This window comes from Hydrogenophaga sp. 2FB, from assembly GCF_005503365.1.
In the GTDB taxonomy this organism is placed as follows: domain Bacteria; phylum Pseudomonadota; class Gammaproteobacteria; order Burkholderiales; family Burkholderiaceae_C; genus Hydrogenophaga.
In genome coordinates, this window is record NZ_SCML01000082.1 from 1 (window position 1) to 19,071 (window position 19,071).

General features: G+C 69.2%; 21 protein-coding genes. 13 read left to right on the plus strand and 8 right to left on the minus strand.

Annotated features, from left to right (window positions below; translation table 11 throughout):
* The 4 genes from FFS09_RS28755 to FFS09_RS28770 form a co-directional block, all read left to right on the plus strand.
* Nucleotides 1–986 (plus strand): DUF1501 domain-containing protein (locus FFS09_RS28755; protein WP_137922329.1); only part of this gene is annotated, 986 nt, incomplete at its 5' end.
* Nucleotides 986–1,414 carry a DUF3106 domain-containing protein gene (locus tag FFS09_RS28760; protein WP_137922330.1) on the plus strand — a complete coding sequence of 143 codons (429 nt, stop codon included), beginning with the start codon at nucleotides 986–988 and terminating at the stop codon, nucleotides 1,412–1,414. The genes FFS09_RS28755 and FFS09_RS28760, both read left to right, overlap by 1 nt.
* Before the next feature lie 8 nt (nucleotides 1,415–1,422).
* Nucleotides 1,423–2,085, plus strand: coding sequence for an RNA polymerase sigma factor (locus FFS09_RS28765; protein ID WP_137922331.1), 663 nt, complete (start codon nucleotides 1,423–1,425; stop codon nucleotides 2,083–2,085).
* On the plus strand, nucleotides 2,082–2,432 hold the full coding sequence (locus FFS09_RS28770; RefSeq protein WP_137922332.1) for a hypothetical protein: 351 nt from the start codon (nucleotides 2,082–2,084) through the stop codon (nucleotides 2,430–2,432). The genes FFS09_RS28765 and FFS09_RS28770 overlap by 4 nt, the downstream gene beginning before the upstream one ends.
* A 6-nt stretch (nucleotides 2,433–2,438) precedes the next feature.
* On the opposite strand, the gene FFS09_RS28775 is transcribed toward FFS09_RS28770, so the two are convergent.
* The 4 genes from FFS09_RS28775 to FFS09_RS28790 all read right to left on the minus strand — a co-directional run bounded on the left by FFS09_RS28775 (nucleotide 2,439) and on the right by FFS09_RS28790 (nucleotide 5,632).
* Complete coding sequence (locus FFS09_RS28775; protein WP_137922333.1) at nucleotides 2,439–3,134, minus strand: Bax inhibitor-1 family protein; 696 nt, start codon at nucleotides 3,132–3,134, stop codon at nucleotides 2,439–2,441.
* 42 nt (nucleotides 3,135–3,176) lie between these two features.
* Nucleotides 3,177–3,929, minus strand: a complete 753-nt coding sequence (locus FFS09_RS28780) for a TerC family protein (protein WP_137922334.1) — start codon at nucleotides 3,927–3,929, stop codon at nucleotides 3,177–3,179.
* Between the two features lie 89 nt (nucleotides 3,930–4,018).
* Nucleotides 4,019–4,321 carry a hypothetical protein gene (locus FFS09_RS28785; protein WP_137922335.1) on the minus strand — a complete coding sequence of 101 codons (303 nt, stop codon included), beginning with the start codon at nucleotides 4,319–4,321 and terminating at the stop codon, nucleotides 4,019–4,021.
* A gap of 99 nt (nucleotides 4,322–4,420) precedes the next feature.
* Nucleotides 4,421–5,632, minus strand: coding sequence for a Bcr/CflA family efflux MFS transporter (locus FFS09_RS28790; protein ID WP_171020254.1), 1,212 nt, complete (start codon nucleotides 5,630–5,632; stop codon nucleotides 4,421–4,423).
* Nucleotides 5,633–5,755: 123 nt separating this feature from the next.
* On the opposite strand from FFS09_RS28790, the gene FFS09_RS28795 reads away from it, so the two are divergent.
* The 9 genes from FFS09_RS28795 to FFS09_RS28835 all read left to right on the plus strand — a co-directional run bounded on the left by FFS09_RS28795 (nucleotide 5,756) and on the right by FFS09_RS28835 (nucleotide 14,524).
* Entirely contained in the window at nucleotides 5,756–8,716 is a 2,961-nt protein-coding gene (locus FFS09_RS28795) for a monovalent cation/H+ antiporter subunit A (protein ID WP_137922337.1), read from the plus strand.
* The gene (locus tag FFS09_RS28800; protein ID WP_137922338.1) at nucleotides 8,716–9,060 is read left to right on the plus strand and encodes a Na+/H+ antiporter subunit C; all 345 of its coding nucleotides are present in this window, start codon (nucleotides 8,716–8,718) and stop codon (nucleotides 9,058–9,060) included. The genes FFS09_RS28795 and FFS09_RS28800 overlap by 1 nt, the downstream gene beginning before the upstream one ends.
* Before the next feature lie 35 nt (nucleotides 9,061–9,095).
* Entirely contained in the window at nucleotides 9,096–10,790 is a 1,695-nt protein-coding gene (locus FFS09_RS28805; RefSeq protein WP_137922348.1) for a monovalent cation/H+ antiporter subunit D, read from the plus strand.
* Nucleotides 10,787–11,278 carry a Na+/H+ antiporter subunit E gene (locus tag FFS09_RS28810; protein ID WP_137922339.1) on the plus strand — a complete coding sequence of 164 codons (492 nt, stop codon included), beginning with the start codon at nucleotides 10,787–10,789 and terminating at the stop codon, nucleotides 11,276–11,278. Before FFS09_RS28805 ends, FFS09_RS28810 begins: the two co-directional genes overlap by 4 nt.
* Nucleotides 11,275–11,553, plus strand: a complete 279-nt coding sequence (locus tag FFS09_RS28815) for a K+/H+ antiporter subunit F (protein WP_137922340.1) — start codon at nucleotides 11,275–11,277, stop codon at nucleotides 11,551–11,553. The genes FFS09_RS28810 and FFS09_RS28815 overlap by 4 nt, the downstream gene beginning before the upstream one ends.
* A complete protein-coding gene (locus FFS09_RS28820) occupies nucleotides 11,550–11,978 on the plus strand; it encodes a Na+/H+ antiporter subunit G (protein WP_252374558.1) in 429 nt (142 codons plus the stop codon). Before FFS09_RS28815 ends, FFS09_RS28820 begins: the two co-directional genes overlap by 4 nt.
* 68 nt (nucleotides 11,979–12,046) lie before the next feature.
* On the plus strand, nucleotides 12,047–13,003 hold the full coding sequence (locus tag FFS09_RS28825) for an aldo/keto reductase (protein WP_137922341.1): 957 nt from the start codon (nucleotides 12,047–12,049) through the stop codon (nucleotides 13,001–13,003).
* An 8-nt stretch (nucleotides 13,004–13,011) separates the two neighbouring features.
* Nucleotides 13,012–13,674: a DUF6064 family protein gene (locus FFS09_RS28830; RefSeq protein ID WP_137922342.1), complete on the plus strand. Its 663-nt coding sequence runs from the start codon at nucleotides 13,012–13,014 to the stop codon at nucleotides 13,672–13,674.
* Between the two features lie 31 nt (nucleotides 13,675–13,705).
* The gene (locus FFS09_RS28835; protein ID WP_137922343.1) at nucleotides 13,706–14,524 is read left to right on the plus strand and encodes an IclR family transcriptional regulator; all 819 of its coding nucleotides are present in this window, start codon (nucleotides 13,706–13,708) and stop codon (nucleotides 14,522–14,524) included.
* A gap of 6 nt (nucleotides 14,525–14,530) precedes the next feature.
* Here FFS09_RS28835 and FFS09_RS28840 read toward each other — a convergent pair whose 3' ends face one another.
* The 4 genes from FFS09_RS28840 to FFS09_RS28855 all read right to left on the minus strand — a co-directional run bounded on the left by FFS09_RS28840 (nucleotide 14,531) and on the right by FFS09_RS28855 (nucleotide 18,762).
* The gene (locus tag FFS09_RS28840) at nucleotides 14,531–15,520 is read right to left on the minus strand and encodes a Bug family tripartite tricarboxylate transporter substrate binding protein (protein WP_137922344.1); all 990 of its coding nucleotides are present in this window, start codon (nucleotides 15,518–15,520) and stop codon (nucleotides 14,531–14,533) included.
* A gap of 28 nt (nucleotides 15,521–15,548) precedes the next feature.
* Nucleotides 15,549–16,418, minus strand: a complete 870-nt coding sequence (locus tag FFS09_RS28845; protein WP_171020255.1) for a VOC family protein — start codon at nucleotides 16,416–16,418, stop codon at nucleotides 15,549–15,551.
* 19 nt (nucleotides 16,419–16,437) lie between these two features.
* Entirely contained in the window at nucleotides 16,438–17,685 is a 1,248-nt protein-coding gene (locus tag FFS09_RS28850; RefSeq protein ID WP_252374559.1) for a carboxylesterase/lipase family protein, read from the minus strand.
* A gap of 129 nt (nucleotides 17,686–17,814) precedes the next feature.
* A complete protein-coding gene (locus FFS09_RS28855; RefSeq protein ID WP_137922347.1) occupies nucleotides 17,815–18,762 on the minus strand; it encodes a LysR family transcriptional regulator in 948 nt (315 codons plus the stop codon).
* Nucleotides 18,763–19,071 lie beyond the last annotated feature (309 nt).

Sequence of the window (19,071 nt, forward strand, 5' to 3'; positions counted from 1 at the left end):
GCCCACCCAACCCCGATGCCACCGCCACCGTGGCCGCCCCGCTGCCGCTGGACAGCACGTTCGCGCTGCACCCCGCGCTTGCCCAGTTGCACCGCTGGTATGGCGAAGGCCAGCTGCTGGTGGCGCACGCCGTGGCCAGCCCGTACCGCGAGCGCTCGCACTTCGACGCACAGCAGTTGCTGGAAAGCGGCGGGCAACGGCCGTTCGAATTGACCACCGGCTGGCTGGGCCGCGCGCTGGAGGCCAGCGGACAACGCGCAGTGGCGCTCAGCCCCGCCATGCCGGTGGGTTTGCGCGGTGCGCACAGCGCCAGCACCTGGACGCCCACGCGCGCCGCCGCGCCCGACACGGATCTGATGGCGCGCATCGCACAGACCTACCAGAACGACCCCATGCTCTCCAGCTTGCTGGACCAGGCGCTCGCGCAACGGCAGACCATGGGCGGAGGCAGCCGCGAGCGCGGCATGGCCTCGGGTGCGGGCAGCACCGCCGCGTTCACCGGCCTGGCACGGCAGGCGGGCGTCTTCCTCGCGCAAGCCGGCGGCCCCGACGTGGCCTGGCTCGACCTCGACGGCTGGGACACGCACACCCAGCAGGTCTCGCGCCTGCAGCGCCAGCTCGCCGCGCTGGACGCCGGCCTGGCCGCGCTGCGCGAATCACTCGGCGAGCGTTGGGCCGACACCAGCGTGCTCGTCATGACCGAGTTCGGCCGCTCGGCCACGCTCAATGGCAGCGGCGGCACCGACCATGGCACCGGTGGCGTGGCCTTTCTAGCGGGCGGGGCGGTGGCCGGCGGCCGCGTGCTGGCCGACTGGCCCGGCCTGGGCAGCCGCGACCTGCTCGAGGGCCGCGACCTGCGCCCCACGCGCGACATCCGCACGCTGCTCGCGCCGCTGTTGCAGCGCCACCTCGGCGTGGGCGGCGCGCAGCTGGCCAGCGCCCTGCCCGGTGCGCCCGCCGGCGCGAGCGGCCTGTGGCGGCTGTGATGCGCGCGTGGTTCTTCTTCATGGCGGTGCTGGTGGTGACCGGTGCCGCGCGGGCCGCGCCCGAGGTGCCCGACCCGCAGGACTGGACACAGCTCACGCCGCAGCAGCAGACCGAACGGCGCGAAGCGATCCAGCGCGAACTGGCCACCGCCACGCCGGCCGAGCGCAAGGCGTTTCAGGCGAAGATGCGCGAGCGCCTGGTGGAACTCTCGCCCGCCCAGCGCCAGGCCCTGGTGGGTCAGACGCGCGCGCGCTGGCAATCGCTCTCGCCGGAAGAAAAACAACAACTGGCGCAGCAACGGCGCGAACGCATCCTCGCCATGACACCCAAGGAGCGCAAGCAACTGCTGGAACAACGCCGTGAGATGCTCGCCAGGCTGCCGCCCGAGGAGCGCGCCGCCTTGCGTGAGAAACTGCCGACACGCTGAGCCCTTCCATGTCCATGCAAGCAAGCACACTGGTTTGTTCCCCACCGCCGGCCGCGTTGCGCGCGCAACTCGCGCTGGCCGTGGGCCTGCTCGACGCGCCCCGGCGCTGGTGGGGCGCGCGCCCCGGCGACAGCGACTGGGCGCTGTGGCAGCGCGCCTGCAGCGGCGACCCGGGCAGTGCCCGCGCGCTGGTGCAACTGCTCACCCCACCCGCGCTGGCGATGGCGCGCCACATGCTCGGGCGCCTCGAGGATGCGGAAGACGCGGTGCAGGAATCCTTCTTGCGGTTGTGGAGCGCGCGGCCCGAAGACACCCACGGCGCGAAGCTCTCGACCTACTTCAACACCATCGTGCTCAACCGCTGCCGCACGCAGCTCGTGCGCCGGCGCGAACTCGGCCTGGAGCCGGACGTCCTCACCGCCTTGCAGGACGCGCAACAGGCGGCTATCGGCGCGGGAGAGAGTCCTGCCTCGGTGGCCCCGCACCAGCTGCTGCAAGCCCTGGCGCAGCTGCCCGCCCGCCAGCGCATGGCCTTGGCGATGTGGGCCTATGCCGACGCGAGCGCGGCCGACATCGGGCGCGCGCTGGAGATCGACGCCAACGGCGCGCACCAGTTGCTGCACCGGGCCAAGACCAACTTGAGGTTGGCCTGGCGGGGAGACGCCGCATGAAGCACACCACCACCATCATCGATGACGACGATGCCAGCCTGCGTGCGCGCCTGCGCGGCGGTCTGCTGGACACGGTGCGGAGTGGGGACAGCGAAGCGCTGCAGGCGCGCGTGCTCGCGCAGTGGCAGCAACGCCACCCCGCGGCCGAGGCAACGCTGGCGCAGGCGGGCGGTGCGGTCCTGCGCGGTGGCGGCCTGCGCCACCACCGGCTGTGGTTGGCGGCCGGCGCGCTGGTGGTGGCCGCCGCCTTGCTCTTGGTGACGGCGCCGTGGCAGCGCCCCGACCCCGCCCTGGACGAGCTGATGCAGCTGGACGTGCTGTCGCTGATCTCGATGGGCGAGATGTGACGCTGCTTATTCCTCGCGGCCGCCGGCGATGCCCAGCAGCGCCAGCAGGCTCTGGAAGATGTTGAACAGGCTCAGGTACACGCCCAGGGTCGCGGTGATGTAGTTGGTTTCTTCACCGTCGCGCACGCGCTTGAGGTCGTAGAGGATGAAGGCCGAGAAGATGCCGATGGCCAGCACCGAGAGCGTGATCATCAGCGCGCCGGACTGGATGAACACGTTGGCGATGCCCGCCACCATCAGCATGATCACGCCGATGAACAGGAACTTGCCCATGTTGCCCAGGTCGCGCTTGATCACGGTGGACAGCGTGGCCATGCCCAGGAAGATCAGGCCCGTGCCGGCGAAGGCCGTCATGATCAGGCCCGCGCCGTTGGCCAGGCCGAGCACCGAGCCGACCAGGCGCGAGAGCATCAGGCCCATGAAGAAGGTGAAGGCCAGCAGCACCGGCACGCCGGCGGCCGAGTTCTTGGTCTTCTCGATCGCGAACATGAAGGCGAACGCGCCGCCCAGAAACACCGCGATGCCGAGAAAGCCGGTGAGCGGCGCGGTGATGCCGGTGGCCACGCCGAGCCAGGCGCCCAGCACGGTGGGCACCATGGACAGCGCGAGCAGCCAGTAGGTGTTGCGCAGCACGCGGTTGCGTGCCATGGCCAGGGGCTGGCCGGCGGCGATGGGCGAGGAGAGGTCGAGGTTCGGGTTCATGTGGATTCCTTGAAGAGACAACGAACAAAAAAAAGAAGGGGCTCAGGCAGGCGTGGCCACCTGTTGTCGTTTGCTGCGGGCGCGGATGTTGAGCGCTTCCACCGCCAGCGAGAACGCCATGGCGGCATAGATGTAGCCCTTGGGCACTTCCTGGTCGAAGGCTTCGGCGGTGAGTGCCATGCCCACCATGACCAGGAAGGCCAGCGCCAGCACTTTCACCGAAGGGTGGCGGTCGACGAAATCGCCGATCGGCTTCGCGGCGACCAGCATCACGCCCACCGACACGACCACGGCCGCCACCATCACGCTGATGTGGTCGACCATGCCCACGGCGGTGATCACCGAGTCGAGCGAGAACACGATGTCGATGATGGCGATCTGGCCAATGATTCCCCAGAACAGCTTGTTGCCCGCGGCCTTGAGCGTGGCCTCGTCGGTGGCGGCGGGGGCGTGCTGTTCGCGCGCTTCCACCTCGACGAAGATTTCGTGCGAAGCCTTGTACAGCAGGAACAGACCGCCCAGCAGCAGCACGATGTCGCGCCCGCTGATGCCTTGCCCGAACACGCTGAACAGGTCGGCCGTGAGGCCCATGACCCAGCTCAGCGTGAACAGCAGCGCCAGCCGCGACAGCATGGCAAAGCCCAGGCCGAGGCGGCGCGCCTTGTCGCGCAGGTGCGGCGGCAGGCGCCCTACCAGGATCGAGATGAAGATGATGTTGTCGATGCCGAGCACGATTTCGAGCGCGGTCAGCATCGCAAACGCGATCCAGACATTGGGGTCGGAGAGCAGTTCCATGGAACAGGGCGCCAGTGGGCTGGCGAAAAAAGAGAACAGGGGAGACGGGGGTGCCGTGCCGCGTCATGCGCGCACGGCGAAACAAGCGCTCAGGCGAGCGCTGGAAGCGGGCCGCGGGGCGGGCGCTGCGGCCCGTCGAGCACGGGCGGCGTGAGGTCTTGCGCCAGGGGTGGCGAAGGAAGGTGCCAGGACGCACCTTGGGCGGCCGTGGCAATGACCACGCTCAGGCATTCGGGTACATCGGACTGCATGTCGCTCAGTCCGTGGTCGGCCAATGCAGCCGATGTGTTGGCGGTCTTCTCAGGCGTTGTGGCGGCATCGGCCACCTGGCCATGCCCATGGGCCTGGGGCGTTGCGAGGCCCTGGGCGTCGCCGAAAGCGAACGCACCCATGCCCAACAAAAGGAGCAGGGCAAAAACGGCAACAAGCCAAGGGCGGAGCATGGTCGGCAAAGTATAGCGACGCGGGTGCAAACCGGCGGCCGCCGGGACTCAGAGTCGGCTCACGGCGGGCGCCGCCCGCTGCTGGCCGCGTTGCAGCAGCGCCATCGCCACGGCGGCGCTGGCCGAGAGTCCGAGCATCAGCCAGCCCAGGTTGACCGCGCCGTCGTGCGGCACCAGGCCGACCACGAAGCCGCCCACCGCGCCCATGAGCTGCTGCGCCAGGCCGGCCACGGCTGCGGCTGCACCCGCCAGCGCGGGCAAGAGGCCGACCGTGCCGATGAGCGTGGGCGGCACCAGCAGGCCGTGGCCGATGCCGAGCAGCAGCAAGGGCACGGCCAGCGCCAGCGGCGTGTCCACCCCGGCCAGCGCGAGCGCGAGCATCAGGCCGATGCCCGCGAGCGTGCTGCCCTGGCCCAGGCGCATCACGGCGCGTTCACCCACGCGGTGCACCAGGCGGGTGGTGAGGAAGTTGCCGGCGATGTAGGCCAGCGGCACGAACATGATGTAGTAGCCAATGCCCGCCGGCCCCACGCCGTAGCTGCCGAGCACGATGGGCGCGCCGGCGAGGAAGGCGTAGAACGTGGCCGTGGTCATCGAGAGGATCGCCACGTAGAGCAGAAAGCCCGGTGCGCGCGCCAGCTGCGCGTACGACGAGGCCATGTCGCGCAGCCAGTGCGTCTGCGGTGGCTCGGTGGCGGGCTTGGGGTCGGGCAGGAAGCGCCAGGCGGCGATGAACAGCACCACGGCCAGCACCGCCATCAGCACGAAGTTGGCCTGCCAGCCCAGGCGCACGTGCAATTCCCCGCCCACGATGGTGGCCAGCGGCGGGCACAGCCCCATGGCCATGCCGATGTAGGCCATGGCGCGCGTGCGCTCGCGGCCTTCGAACAGGTCCTGCACCATCGCGCGCCCCACCACCATGCCGGCCGCGCAGCCCGCGCCCTGCAGCACGCGCGCGGCGGTGAGCGTGGTGATGTCGCCGGCCAGCGCGGCGGCCAGGGAGCCCAGGCCGCCCAGCACCAGGCCCAGCAGCAGGATCTTCTTGCGCCCGAGCCGGTCCGACAGCGGCCCGTACAACAGCTGCAGCGCGCCGTACGCCACCACATAGGCGCTGAAGGTGAGCTGCACGGCGGCCTGGCTCGAACCGAAGATCGCGCCCCACTCCTGCATCGACGGCAGGCAGATGGTCATGGCCAGCAGACCGAACGAGAGTTGGCCCACGAGGATGGCGAGCAGGGGACCGTGACGGGCAGATGACATGGGGTGCGCGAGGAAGGGAGCCGGGCATCCTGCCACAGATGCGGCAGCACCGCAGCGCGTCGGAAAAGCCCTGTGGCCATGCGAGCGCAGCTCCCCGAAAACAGGCCCTAAACTCAAAGGCCCATGCATGTCTCCCTGATCTTTCTCGTCGCCTTGCCCTTCGCGGGCAGTCTGCTGGCCGCGCTGCTGCCGGCGAACGCACGCAACACCGAGTCGACGTTGGCGGGGGCGATCGCCTTGTTCTGCGCGGTGCAGGCCGCGATGGCCTTCCCCGAGATCGCCGCCGGTGGCGTGATCCGCCAGGAGTTCGTCTGGCTGCCATCGCTCGGTCTGAACTTCGTGCTGCGCATGGACGGCTTCGCGTGGATGTTCTCCATGCTGGTGCTGGGCATCGGTTCGCTGGTGGTGCTGTACGCGCGCTACTACATGTCGCCCGACGACCCGGTGCCGCGCTTCTTCTCCTTCCTGCTCGCGTTCATGGGCGCCATGAGCGGGGTGGTGCTCTCGGGCAATCTGGTGCAGATGGTGCTGTTCTGGGAACTCACCAGCCTGTTCTCTTTCCTGTTGATCGGCTACTGGCACCACCGGCGCGACGCGCGGCGCGGCGCGCGCATGGCGCTCACCGTGACCGGCGCGGGCGGCCTGTGCCTGTTGGCCGGCGTGCTGGTGCTGGGTCACATCGTGGGCAGCTACGACCTCGACGTGGTGCTCAAGGCCGGCGATGTGGTGCGCGCGCACCCGCTCTACAGCACGGCACTCATCCTTGTCTTGCTCGGCGCGTTCACCAAGAGCGCGCAGTTCCCGTTCCAGTTCTGGTTGCCGCATGCCATGGCCGCGCCCACCCCGGTGTCGGCGTACCTGCACTCGGCGACCATGGTGAAGGCCGGTGTGTTCCTGATGGCGCGGCTGTGGCCGGTGCTCGCGGGCACCGACGAGTGGTTCTGGATCGTCACCTGCTCCGGGTTGATCACGCTGCTCATCGGCGGCTTCGCGGCGATCTTCCAGAACGACCTCAAGGGCCTGCTCGCGTACTCGACGATCTCGCACCTGGGCCTGATCACCACGCTGCTGGGCATGAACAGCCCGCTGGCCGCGGTGGCCGCCGTGTTCCACATCATCAACCACGCCACCTTCAAGGCCTCGCTGTTCATGGCGGTGGGCATCATCGACCACGAGGCCGGCACGCGCGACATCCGCCGCCTCTCCGGCCTGTGGCGCTACATGCCGGTGACGGCCACGCTCACCCTGGTGGCGGGCGCGGCGATGGCCGGCGTGCCGCTGCTCAACGGGTTCATCTCCAAGGAGATGTTCTTCACCGAAGCCGTGTTCGTGAGCGCCGCGCCCTGGTTCCAGCGCGTGCTGCCGATCGCGGCGGTGGTGGCGGGCATGTTCAGCGTGGCCTATTCGCTGCGCTTCACCTCGCGCGTTTTCTTCGGCCCCGACACCTGCGCCAACCTGCCGCGCCTGCCGCACGAACCGCCGCACTGGATGCGCGTGCCGATCGAGATCCTGGTGCTGGCCTGTCTGGTGGTGGGCATCGCGCCGCAGTGGTCGATCCAGCACGTGCTGGGCACCGCGGCCGCGCCCGTGGTCGGCGGTGCGCTGCCCGCGTTCGACCTGGCCGTGTGGCACGGCTTCAACCTGCCGTTGTGGATGAGCTTCCTGGCCCTGGCCGGCGGCATCGTGCTCTATCTGTTGCTGCGCAGACGCCTGCAGAGCGGCCGCATCCGGCGCGCGCCGGTGGTGGGCCTGTTCAACGGCAAGCGCGCCTACCACCACGTGATGGCGCGCCTCACCGCCGCGAGCCGCAGCGCGCTGCGCCTGCTGGGCACGCGGCGGCTGCAACCCCAGCTGTTCCTGCTGGTGCTGGTGACGGTGGTCGGCGCGGTGGCGGCGTTCCGCCTGGCCGTGCCCAACCCGGTGCTCGCGCCCGGCAGCCGCGACACATTGACCTTCTCGCCCATGTTCGCGCTGCTCTGGGTGGTGGGCATTGGCGCGGCCGTGGGCGCGGTCTGGCAGGCCAAGTACCACCGGCTCACCGCGCTGGCGCTCATGAGCGTGTCCGGCCTCACCACCGTGATCACCTTCGCCTGGTTCTCCGCGCCCGACCTCGCGCTCACGCAACTCTCGGTGGAGGCCGTGACCACCGTGCTCATCCTGCTCGGCCTGCGCTGGTTGCCCAAGCGGCTGGAGGAGATCGAACAGAGCGAGACGCTGTGGGAGCGCGTCAAGGCCAAGGGCCGGCGTTCGCGCGACCTGGTGTTGGCCCTGGCCGCGGGCGCGGGCATGGCCGGCCTGTCCTACGCGGTGATGACGCGCGACTTTCCGCAAAGCATCTCGCCCTTCTTCCTGGAGCGCGCCTTGCCCGAAGGCGGCGGCACCAACGTGGTCAACGTGATGCTGGTCGACTTCCGCGGCTTCGACACCCTGGGCGAGATCACCGTGCTCGGCATCGTTGCGCTCACCGTCTACGCGCTGCTGCGCCGCTTCCGGCCCGCGCCGGAAAGCGCCGAACTCACGGCCCAGCAACAGGCGCTGCCGCCCGACCTGGACACCGATCTCGTCAACCCCGGGATGGCCGAAGACACCGCGCAGGGGTACCTCATGGTGCCGGCCGTGCTGGTGCGCCTGCTGCTGCCGATCGCGGCGGTGATCGCGGTCTACCTCTTCATGCGCGGCCACAACGAACCGGGTGGCGGCTTCGTGGCCGGCCTGGTGCTCTCCACCGCCTTCATCCTGCAGTACATCGTCTCGGGCACGCAGTGGGTCGAGGCGCACATGCAGCTCTATCCCCAGCGCTGGATCGGCGCCGGCCTGCTCATCGCCACCGCCACCGGCCTGGGCTCGTTCTGGTTCGGCTACCCGTTCCTCACCACCCACACGGCGCACCTGAACCTGCCGCTGCTCGGCGAGATCCACGTGGCCAGCGCGCTGTTCTACGACATCGGCGTCTTCACCCTGGTGGTGGGCGCGACCCTGCTCATCCTCACCGCGCTGGGCCACCAGTCCGTGCGCGGCCACCGACTCCCGTCGCGCCTGAAGGCCGGGGACCCGACCACCGCACCCGAAGAAGGAGTCCACTGATGGAACTCGTCATGGCCCTGGCCATTGGGGCTCTCACCACCTGCGGCGTCTGGCTGATGCTGCGCCCGCGCACCTACCAGGTCATCATGGGCCTGTGCCTGCTGAGCTACGGCGTGAACCTGTTCATCTTCGGCATGGGCCGGTTGTCGGTGGACAGCGAGCCGGTGCTCACGCCCGGCCTGCCCGCCACGCTGCTGCAGTACGACGACCCGATGCCGCAGGCGCTGGTGCTCACCGCCATCGTGATCGGCTTCGCCATGACCGCGCTGTTCCTCGTCGTGCTGCTGGCGCAGCGCGGCTTCGTCGGCAACGACCATGTGGATGGCCAGGGGGACGCCGAGTGAGTGGAGGCTTGTTCCAGACGGTCACCGCGGCGCTCATGCCGCACCTGATGATCGCGCCCATCCTGCTGCCGCTGGTCACGGCCTGCGTGCTGCTGTTCCTGCGCGAAGGCCAGCACCGCACCAAGGCCACCATCAGCCTGGGCGCCACCGCGCTCAACCTGGTGGTGGCCGTGGCGCTGCTGGTCTGGAGCAAGCAGGGCGACGGGCCCAGCGCGTTCGGTGTCTACCTGCCGTCGAACTGGGACGTGCCCTACGGCATCGTGCTCGTGCTCGACCGCCTCTCGGGCCTGATGCTGTTGCTGGCGGGCATGGTCGCGCTGATGGCGCTGCTGTTCGCGCTGGCGCGCTGGCACAAGGCCGGCGCGCATTTCCACCCGCTGTTCCAGATCCAGATCATGGGCCTGAACGGCGCGTTTCTCACCGGCGACCTGTTCAACCTGTTCGTGTTCTTCGAGGTCATGCTGGCCGCGTCCTACGGCCTGCTGCTGCACGGCTCGGGGCCGTCGCGCGTGCGGGCCGGCCTGCAGTACATCTCGATCAACCTGGCGGCTTCGTCGCTGTTCCTGGTGGGCGCGTCCATGATCTACGGCGTCACCGGCACGCTCAACATGGCCGACCTCGCCGCGCGCATTCCGCAGGTGGCGCTGGAGGACCGCGCGCTGCTGCACACCGCCTGCGCGATCCTGGCCGTGGCCTTCCTGGCCAAGGCCGCGATGTGGCCGCTCAACTTCTGGCTGGTGCCGGCGTACTCCAGCGCCAGCGCGCCGTCGGCGGCGATGTTCGCGCTGCTCACCAAGGTCGGCATCTACGTGCTGCTGCGGTTGTCCACCTTGCTGTTCTCGCCCGAGGCCGGCCAGTCCGCCGGCTTTGGCAGCCAGTGGCTGGTCTGGGGCGGCATGGCCACGCTGGCGTTTGGCGCCATTGGCATGCTGGCCTCGCAGCGGCCCGCGCGGCTGGCCGGGTTTGCGGTCATCGTGTCCTCGGGAACCTTGCTCGCGGTGATCGGTTTCGCGCGGCCCGAGCTCACCGCCGGCGCGCTCTATTACCTGCCGAGTTCCACCCTCGCGGTGGCCGCCTTCTTCCTGCTGGCCGAGCTGATGGACCGCTCGCGCACCGACCCGAACGCCCAGCGCGCGCCCGAAGACGAAGAAGACCACCTGCCGTTCGCGCTGGCCGACCTGGAAATCGCCCGCACCGCCAACCTCGACGAAGACGAAGAGGTGCTGATCGGCCGCGCCATTCCCGCGTCCACCGCGTTGCTGGGCCTGGCCTTCATCTGCTGCACGGTGCTGGTGGCGGGGCTGCCGCCGCTCTCGGGCTTCATCGGCAAATTCGCCATGCTCTCGGCCTTGCTCCTGCTGCCGGCCGGCGCGTCCGATGTCAGCACGGCCAGCTGGACGCTGCTGGCGCTGGTGATCGTCTCCGGCCTGTTCGCGCTGGTCGCGCTCTCGCGCACCGGCATCCGTTTCTTCTGGGCGCCGCTGGAGCGTGGCGCCCACCTGCTGCGCGTGGCCGAGTACCTGCCGATCGCCGTGCTGATCACCGTGTGCGTGCTCTTCACCGTGCGCGGTGAAGCGGTGATGCGCTACGCCCAGGCCACCGCGAGTTCGCTGTACCAGCCGCGCGGCTACATCGACGCCGTGTTCTCGGTCAAGCCCGTGCCCACGCCCACCAACGCCGACCGCCTGGGCGTGCCCATGCCGGCGCCGGGGCAGGAGAAACGGCCATGATGCGGCGCCTGTTTCCCGCCCCCTTGCTGTCGCTCGCGCTGGTCGCGCTGTGGTTGATCCTCACCAACCCCTACAGCGTGGGCAACTGGCTCATGGCGGTGGTGGTCGGTGTCGCGGTGCCGCTGCTCACGCAGTCGCTGCGCCCCACGCCCGTGCGCTTCAGCCACCCCTGGGTGGCCTTCAAGCTTTTCATGCGCGTGGGCCGCGACGTGATCGAGTGGAACTGGCGCGTGCTGCGCGGCACCCTCGCGCGTGGTGAGCGCATGCCCCGTGGCGCCTTCATCACCGTGCCGCTGGACCTGCGCGACCCCAATGGCCTGGCGGTGCTGGCCGCCATCATGTGCGTGATCCCCGGCACCATCTGGTCGGAGATCGCGCTGGACCGCAGCGCCTTGCTCGTGCACATCTTCGACCTCGACAACGCAGAACACGAGATCGAGCTGATCAAGTCGCGCTACGAGCGCCCTTTGATGGAGATCTTCGAATGAGTGCCTTTCTGTTTGGCGCGATCGTCTTCACGCTCGCCTGTTACGTGCTCGGCATGGCGCTGGCGCTGCTGCGCCTGTACCGCGGCCCGTCCGCGCAGGACCGCGTGCTGGCCATGGACCTGATCTACACCATCGGCATGCTGGTGCTGATGGTGCTGGCCATCCGCTACCGCAGCGCGATGTACTTCGAGGCCGCGCTGCTGATCTCCGTGTTCGGTTTCGTCAGCTCGGCGGCCATGGCCAAGTTCCTGTTGCGTGGTGAGGTGATCGAATGATGATGCCCGCCGGTGTCTCGCTCTGGGCCGAAATCCCGGTGGCGCTGCTGCTGATCCTCAGCGGCCTGTTCACGCTTACCGCCGCCATCGGCGTGGTGCGCTTCAAGACCTTCTTCCAGCGCATGCACCCGCCCGCGCTGGCGTTCAGCTTCTCGGCCTGGTGCGTCACGCTGGCCAGCATCATCTACTTCTCGGCGCAGGACGAGCGGCTCTCGCTGCACGCGTGGCTGATCATCATCTTCCTGTCGATCACGGTGCCGGTGACCACCATCCTGCTCGCGCGCACCGAGCTGTTCCGCCGCCGCAATGGCTATGGGGGAAAGGACGACATTCCGCCGTCGCTGAGCGCGGCGCCGCCCCAACCACCCCAACCACCGCAGGCCGATGGGGATGAACGCGCCGCCGCGGACCCGGTAAACCGCTGAGCCCCGCGCGGAACTTCGTGCCCGCACGCCGCGTCCCACCGTTTTCACTCACACCCTGAGGGCGCGGCATGAAGACACCCACCGCCAACGCGTCCCGTCTTCCCTCACCCGGCCGGCGACGCGGTCTGGGTGGCGCACTCGGCGCCGCCGCACTGGCCACGGTCTGGCCGCTCGGCGCGAAGGCGCAAGCCGGCGGCGGCGTGATCACACGCCGCATCCCGTCCAGCGGCGAGGCCCTGCCCGTGGTCGGCCTGGGCAGCTGGATCACCTTCAACGTGGGGAACGACCCGACGGCGCGCGACGCCTGTGCCGAGGTGGTGCGCGCCTTCTTCGAGACCGGCGGTCGCCTGATCGACAGCTCGCCCATGTACGGCTCCTCGCAGCCCACCATCGGCCATGCGCTCGCCCGGCTCCAGCACCCCGCCACGCTGTTCTCGGCCGAGAAGGTGTGGGTGGATGGCGCGGCGCGCGGGGTCGCGCAGATGGAAGCCTCGCGCGCCTTCTGGGGCGTGCCACGCTTTGACGTGATGCAGGTGCACAACCTGCTCGCCTGGGAAGCGCACCTGCCGCGACTGTTCGAGATGAAGGCGCGGGGCCAGCTGCGTTACGTGGGCATCAGCACCTCCGAGGGCCGGCGCCACGCCGAGCTCGAACGCATCATGCGCACCCAGCGCATCGACTTCGTGCAGCTCACCTACAACCTGCTGGACCGCGAAGCCGAACAGCGCCTGCTGCCCCTCGCGCGGGAACGCGGCATCGCCGTGTTGGTGAACCGGCCCTTCCGCCAGGGTGCGCTGCTCGACCAGCTGAGCCGGCACAAGCTGCCCGGCTGGGCCGCCGACATCGGCTGCGACGGCTGGGCCCAGGTGGCGCTGAAGTTCGCGGTGTCGCACCCGGGTGTGACCTGTGCCATTCCCGCCACCAGCCAGGTCGCGCACCTGCGGCAGAACATGGGCGCCGCGCGCGGCCCGCTGCCCGACGCGGCGCTGCGTGCGCGCATGGCGCGCGACGTGGCCGCTTTGTAGACCCGCCCATGAGCGAGTGGTGGACCTATCGGCCGTCGGACCTTCTGATGTTCGCGCCGCGCACCTGGTGGCGGTTGTTCGAGTTGCAGAACGCGGCGTGGTGGCCCGCGCAGGCGGTCTTCGTGCTGCTCGCGCTGGCGCTGGTGGTCGGCCTGTGGTGCCGCCATGCGCCGAGCTTGCGCGCCGGTGTGTTCGGCTGCGCCCTGGCCGTCGCGTTCGTGGCGCACACCTTTCTCTGGCAACGCTACGCGCCCATCAACTGGACCGCGAGTGGTTTCGCCTGGGCATTCGGCCTGCACGCGTTGGGCCTGCTGGCGCTCGCGGTGCGGCACACGGTGCGCACCACGACCGCCACTCTTCGATGGCGCGCCGGCCTGGGGCTGCTGCTGTGGGCCGCGCTCGCGCACCCCTTGCTGCCGCTGGCGGCCGGTCGACCGTGGTTCCAGGCCGAGGTGATCGGCCTGGCGCCCGACCCGACCGCCATCGCCGCCCTGGGTCTGTTGATCGGCATCGACGCGGGTGCGCGCGCGCTCCTGTGGGTGTTGCGTGCCGGCGCCATGGCCTGGCTCCTCGTGAGCGCGGCCACGCTGGCCACCATGGGGTCGGTACAGGCGGTCGTGCCGCTGGCCGCCGTGCTGCTGGCGTGCACGGCGCTGTGGCGCGGACGCTGAACTATCATGCGACACCGAACCCGAGCCCCCCATGCCGAACAAGAGCACCTCCACCCAGGACCTCGCGCCCGCACCGAAAACCAAAGCCCCCGTTCGCGTGCGGCCGGTGCCCGCGGTCAGCCGCTCCATCGCCATCCTTCGGCTGCTGGGTGAGGCCAAACAAGGCCTGGGCGTGAAGGCCATTGCCGACGCACTGGAACTCGTGCCCAGCACCTGCCTGCACATCCTGCGCGTGCTGGTCAGCGAAGACCTGGTGCGGGTCGACCCCGCCACCAAGCGCTACACGCTTGCGGGCGGCATGATCAGCCTGGCGCGCAGCGTGCTCGCGGGCGGCGGCTTCGCGCAACTGGTCCAGCCGGCGCTGGACCGCCTGGCGTCCGCGCACAGCGTGACCGCCATGGGCGTGGAAATCACGGCACGACAAGGCGTGCTGGTGCTCGCGCTCTCGAAGTCCAACCAGCCCTTTCGCCTGCACACCGATGTGGGCAGCCAGTTCAACGAACTCGCCAGCGCGACCGGTCGCCTGATCGCAGCGTACAGCGGCGAGAACTGGACCGGCTTGCGCAAGAAGTTCAACGCCATCGCCTGGGACAAGGCGCCCACCTTCGACACCTGGAAGAAAGAGGTCGAACTCAGCCGCGCGCGCGGATGGGCCGTGGACCGCGACAACTTCATCAGCGGCTTGACGGTGGTCGCCGTGCCGATCTTCGACACGGCGGGGCGCATGACGAACACGCTGGTGGTGGCGGGTTTGTCCAGCCACCTCAACGTGGCCACCAGCACGCAGATTGCCGCGACCATGCAGCAAGAGGCCCGGGCCATATCCGACCTGATGCAGGCCCGGGGCTGAACGTTCCTAGTCCAGCTTGATGCCGCTGTCCTTGATCACGCGGCCCTTGTGCTTGAAATCCTGCGCCACGAAGGCCGCGAATTCGCGCGGCGTGCTGCCCACGCGCTGGTAACCCTTGCTGCTGAGCTGCGCGGCGTCAAAGGCGGGGTCGGCCATGGTGCTGGCGATGTCCCGGCTGATCCGGTCAAGCACGGCCTGCGGCGTGCCACGCGGCGCGAAGATGCCGAACCACGCGCGCGGCCCGATATCGGGAAAGCCCGCTTCCGCCAGCGTGGGCACATCGGGGTGCACCGCGCTGCGCTTGGGCGCCGAGATGGCCAGTGGCTTCATCTTGCCGGCGGCGAAGTACTGGCCGGTGGTTGCCGCGCCCCCGAGCGTCATCTGAACTTCGTTGGAGAGCGTGGCCTGGATCGCGGGCGCGATGCCCTTGTAGGGAATGTGCTCCAGCCGGATGCCGGTTTCCAGCTTCAGGGCCTCGAACAGCAGGTTGGGCTGACTGCCCGAGCCGTACGAGGCGTAGTTCATCGGCTGCGGCAGCGACTTGGCCAGCGCGACGAATTCCTTCATGGTGTTCGCCTTGACTGAGGGATGCACCACGACCATCTGGTAGAGGTCGATCAGCTGCGTGACCGGCACCAGGTCCTTCATCGGGTCGAAGGGCATCTGCGCATACAGGTGCGGATTGCTGGTCACGGTGGAGTCGCTGGTGAACAGCAGCGTGAGGCCATCCGGCTTCGCCTTGGCGACCAAATCGCTGCCGATGATGGTCGCGGCGCCGGCCTTGTTGTCGACGATCACGGGCTTGCCCCAGAGGGCGGTGAGCTTGTCGGCGAGGGGCCGCGCCAGGCCGTCAACGCCACCGCCGGGCGGGTAGGGCACGACCAGGCGGACGTTGCCGCCGGGGTAGTCCTGCGCGAAGGCGTGTGGAAGGTTGGCGGCCAGCAGCGGGATCAGCAGCGCGGCGCGTGCCAGGGACGTTTTGAGCTTCATCTTCATGGTGCGTTTCTCCTATCGGGATGCGGGTTCATGTTTCGAAGACGACCGCGATGCCGCTGGCCTCTTCCGCGGGCACAACGAGGCGACCGCCGGCCTCGTTGAAAGGGATGCGCTGCTCGCGCAGGCGCTGTGCCTGCCGCGCCAGATCCGGGCAGCGAAAGCCCACGGCCGCGATGCCGGGCAGGGGCGGGTACAGCGTGCCGGGCAGTTGCCGCTGCGCGGTGGCCCGGTCCATCAGCACCAGGCGCGAACACAGCGAAAACCGGAACGTGGCCTCGCCGCCATCGGCCTGCGCCTGCGCGCCGGTGTACGTCGCGTAGCGGTCGAGAAAAGCCGGGAGGTCTTCCACCACGACGGTGGTGCTGGACAGCTCCGTGCAACCATTGGCATGGGCGGTGTAACGCGGTTGGTAGACGAACGCTGGCGTGAGGTGCCTGGCGGCCTGGATGTAGCCCTCGGGCGACTGGTCGGGGGCGAACTGCACGCGCTCGAATTTCGCGGTGCGCACGCCATCGGGTGTGTCGACGTCGCGCTGCAAAGGCAGCACGCCCGAGGTCTTCAGCCCGCTGGCGAGCAGGCGCCGCTCCACGGAAGGCAGGTCTTCCGAGTTGAAGCAGATGATGTGGCCCCCCTGGTGGTGCTTCAGGTAGCCCTCGAGGCGTGCGCTGGGCACCGCGGGGTCTTCGTTGGCCAGGATCTCGAGGTAGTTGTGGCCGAACATCACGCAGCGGTTGCCCGAGCCCAGCCGCGTCACGGGGTCGCCTGGCTTCCACGCGCCCATGTGGGGCGAAAACGGTGTCAGCGTGAAGCCCATGGCTTCGTAGCGCGTGGTGGTCACGCCGAGGTCGCGCACGACGATGCCGACGTGGTTGATGCTGTCGATGTCTGCTGGGGTCATGAAAACTCCACGGTTCGGATCAGGAGAAAACGGTTTGCGCCGGCCACACGGACCAGCCCGGGTCGCCATGGCGGATGAAGGCGATCCACGCCTGCTGCAGGGCGTGGACCAGGCGCGTGGCGTCGTCCGGTTTCACACCCCGCACCATCGGCGCGTCCGCGAAGGCCGCCATCGAATCGAAGACGAAGGGCAGTTCGATGCAGTGGCAGGCACGCAAGTTGTCTGTCGGCGAAAAATCAAACCGATAGGCCCAGGCCTTGCGGCCCTGGGCGGTGGCATCGGCGGCCCATTGCCGCGCCGGGGCACCGAAGACCTCGTCGCCCCAGGTCGCGGCGGTGGGTGCCGTGCCGGCACCGGGAAAGGCCGCCATCTCGTCCTTGGTATAGCCGATGAGGGTGTCGACCTTGGCGCTGGCGGCCGCGAGTGCGTCGGGCGCGTGCACGGGGAGCACGTCGCCATCGGCCACCGGGCCGAACAGGGCGCGGTTCGCGCCTTCCGCCGCCAGCCAGTCGACCACGGGCGCGGCCTGCTGGGCTTTCAGCAATGCATTCACCGGGAGGCGGCGCGCGGCCTCGATGCTGTCGACGCCTGCGGCCTGCAGAAACAGGCCCGCGATCTCGCCGGCCTGCTCGGCACCGCGAAAGCCCCGGCCGATGGACGCGCTTTGCAGGATCGCGCGCTGGAACAGCGGCTGCTCGCGCATCAACATGCAGGCGATCGACATGCCGCCGGCGGACTGGCCCATCACGGTCACCTGCGCCGGGTCGCCGCCGAACGCATCGATGTGCTGCGCCACCCAGGCCAGCGCGGCCTCCTGGTCCAGCAGCCCGACGTTCGCGGTCTCGCCTGCCACGGCGAGCCAGCCGAGCGATCCGAGACGGTAGTTCGGCGCCACGACGACGAGATCGCCACGCGCCGCGAGCCGAGCGCCCGCGTACCAGTCCAGCGCGCCCGCGCCGCTTTGCCAGGCACCGCCGTGCAGCCACACCACCACGGGGCGCCGGCGGTTGTCCGCGGCGGGTGTCCATACCGTCAGGTGCAGGCAGTCTTCCGACTGCGGCGCGTTGAAGTCGCCCATCGCGCCGCGCAGCCGCGACGGCAACTGCGGTGCCACGGGGCCCGGGCGCGTCGCATCGAGGGGGCCGCGCCACACGGCCGGCACCGGCGGGCGGAAACGCAATTCGCCCACCGGCGCCTGCGCATAGGGGATCGCGCTGAAGCGGCAGGCCTCCCCATCGCGGACGCCCGTGACGGTACCCTGTGGCATCACTGCATGGACTGCGCCTGTCATCGTTCCCGAACCCTTGTCCTTGTTGCTGGAACGAGAATCGTAGGAGCGATGCCGGCCGCCGAGGCATGCGGCGTTCGATCGCATCCTTGCGCAACCCGCATACCCTCAGTTCTTTTCACCACCTCCTGCCTGCAGTCCCGCCGCGGCAACCACCGACGTCAGCGCGGCGGTGAACTCGCGCAGCTGGCGGGTGCTGGAGCGTTCGCGGCGCCAGATCGCCGCCAGTGGCGGCGTGTCGAGGGCGAGTTCCACCGGCAGTACGTGCAACAGGCCCCGTGCCTCCAGCGTGCGCCCGACGCTGGCGGCGAGCATGCACAGGTACTCGCCGTCCGCGATCATCTCCGTCGCAAATTCGAGCGACAGCGCGCCCACCATCTGCGGCACGGTCGTCCCGGTGGCGCGCAGGTGCGCCTCGAGTTCCATGCGCACGCGGTTCTTCGGAGGCGCGGCGATCCAGGGCCAGGCCACGCAATTGGCGAGCGTGACGGTGTCCTGCCCTGCGAGCGGGTGTGTGGCCGCGCAGGCGAGCACCACCGAGTCCTCCATCAGGTCAACCGAGCGGTAGATCTCCGGATTCAAGGTCGGCAGACGCCGGCTGAGCAGCAGGTCGAGCTTGCCCGAGTCCAGGTCCTCGATCAGCCGCTCGTGCATGCCCACGTGGATCGCGAGCGCGACGCGCGGGTGGCCAGTGCGGAACACGCGCACCGCTTCGGCCAGGGGCCAGCCGCTGAACATGGAAAAGCAGCCCACCGACAGGCTGCCGAGGTCCCCGTTGGCGACCGCCCGCAGATCGGTTTCGGCGGTGTCGAGGTCGCCCAGCAACACCTGCGCGTGGCGGCACATGGCTTCGCCCAGTGGTGTGGACACCATGCCCTTGCCGGTGCGCTCGAAGAGACGACCACCCACGGCCTCCTCGACCTCGGTGATCGCGCGCGACAGGCCCGATTGCGTCATGTGCAATTGCACAGCCGCTTTGGAGAGGCTGCCGAAATCGGCGATTGCCAGCACGACCTCCAGGTGGCGAATGCGCAACTTGCGCTGGAACGGTGTCATGGAGACGGAGTCTAGGACAACGCTCGTTCGAGGCGTCGGCTGGATTGAACTGTTCGGTGAAGTCCAGACGCGACGTCCCAATGACCGGTCGCTGGGTTGCTACGCACCTTGCGGTGGCTGAAGTCCTTCAGGGCCGCTTTTCCGCTGCTCGAACAATTCACCTCGATGGGCCGATTTCGCTACGATGTCGCAGATCGGCCGAGGCTGTGTGAAAACGCTTCCCCGTGTGCCGTTCAAAAAATAAAATCAGGCCATCCGTTGTAAGCGAGGTGGCCCATGAAGAGATTCATCGAAGGCGAGTCCCGCCAG

What these genes read in the sequence shown, in the direction of transcription:
- FFS09_RS28800 (WP_137922338.1), top strand. Translation starts at nt 8,716, where the DNA reads ATGGAACTCGTCATGGCCCTGGCCATTGGGGCTCTCACCACCTGCGGC.
- FFS09_RS28815 (WP_137922340.1), top strand. Translation starts at nt 11,275, where the DNA reads ATGAGTGCCTTTCTGTTTGGCGCGATCGTCTTCACGCTCGCCTGTTAC.
- FFS09_RS28840 (WP_137922344.1), bottom strand. Translation starts at nt 15,520, where the DNA reads ATGAAGATGAAGCTCAAAACGTCCCTGGCACGCGCCGCGCTGCTGATC.
- FFS09_RS28855 (WP_137922347.1), bottom strand. Translation starts at nt 18,762, where the DNA reads ATGACACCGTTCCAGCGCAAGTTGCGCATTCGCCACCTGGAGGTCGTG.
- FFS09_RS28790 (WP_171020254.1), bottom strand. Translation starts at nt 5,632, where the DNA reads ATGTCATCTGCCCGTCACGGTCCCCTGCTCGCCATCCTCGTGGGCCAA.
- FFS09_RS28820 (WP_252374558.1), top strand. Translation starts at nt 11,550, where the DNA reads ATGATGATGCCCGCCGGTGTCTCGCTCTGGGCCGAAATCCCGGTGGCG.
- FFS09_RS28830 (WP_137922342.1), top strand. Translation starts at nt 13,012, where the DNA reads ATGAGCGAGTGGTGGACCTATCGGCCGTCGGACCTTCTGATGTTCGCG.
- FFS09_RS28850 (WP_252374559.1), bottom strand. Translation starts at nt 17,685, where the DNA reads ATGCCACAGGGTACCGTCACGGGCGTCCGCGATGGGGAGGCCTGCCGC.
- FFS09_RS28845 (WP_171020255.1), bottom strand. Translation starts at nt 16,418, where the DNA reads ATGACCCCAGCAGACATCGACAGCATCAACCACGTCGGCATCGTCGTG.
- FFS09_RS28805 (WP_137922348.1), top strand. Translation starts at nt 9,096, where the DNA reads ATGCCGCACCTGATGATCGCGCCCATCCTGCTGCCGCTGGTCACGGCC.
- FFS09_RS28775 (WP_137922333.1), bottom strand. Translation starts at nt 3,134, where the DNA reads ATGAACCCGAACCTCGACCTCTCCTCGCCCATCGCCGCCGGCCAGCCC.
- FFS09_RS28780 (WP_137922334.1), bottom strand. Translation starts at nt 3,929, where the DNA reads ATGGAACTGCTCTCCGACCCCAATGTCTGGATCGCGTTTGCGATGCTG.
- FFS09_RS28770 (WP_137922332.1), top strand. Translation starts at nt 2,082, where the DNA reads ATGAAGCACACCACCACCATCATCGATGACGACGATGCCAGCCTGCGT.
- FFS09_RS28835 (WP_137922343.1), top strand. Translation starts at nt 13,706, where the DNA reads ATGCCGAACAAGAGCACCTCCACCCAGGACCTCGCGCCCGCACCGAAA.
- FFS09_RS28765 (WP_137922331.1), top strand. Translation starts at nt 1,423, where the DNA reads ATGTCCATGCAAGCAAGCACACTGGTTTGTTCCCCACCGCCGGCCGCG.
- FFS09_RS28785 (WP_137922335.1), bottom strand. Translation starts at nt 4,321, where the DNA reads ATGGGTGCGTTCGCTTTCGGCGACGCCCAGGGCCTCGCAACGCCCCAG.
- FFS09_RS28760 (WP_137922330.1), top strand. Translation starts at nt 986, where the DNA reads ATGCGCGCGTGGTTCTTCTTCATGGCGGTGCTGGTGGTGACCGGTGCC.
- FFS09_RS28810 (WP_137922339.1), top strand. Translation starts at nt 10,787, where the DNA reads ATGATGCGGCGCCTGTTTCCCGCCCCCTTGCTGTCGCTCGCGCTGGTC.
- FFS09_RS28795 (WP_137922337.1), top strand. Translation starts at nt 5,756, where the DNA reads ATGCATGTCTCCCTGATCTTTCTCGTCGCCTTGCCCTTCGCGGGCAGT.
- FFS09_RS28825 (WP_137922341.1), top strand. Translation starts at nt 12,047, where the DNA reads ATGAAGACACCCACCGCCAACGCGTCCCGTCTTCCCTCACCCGGCCGG.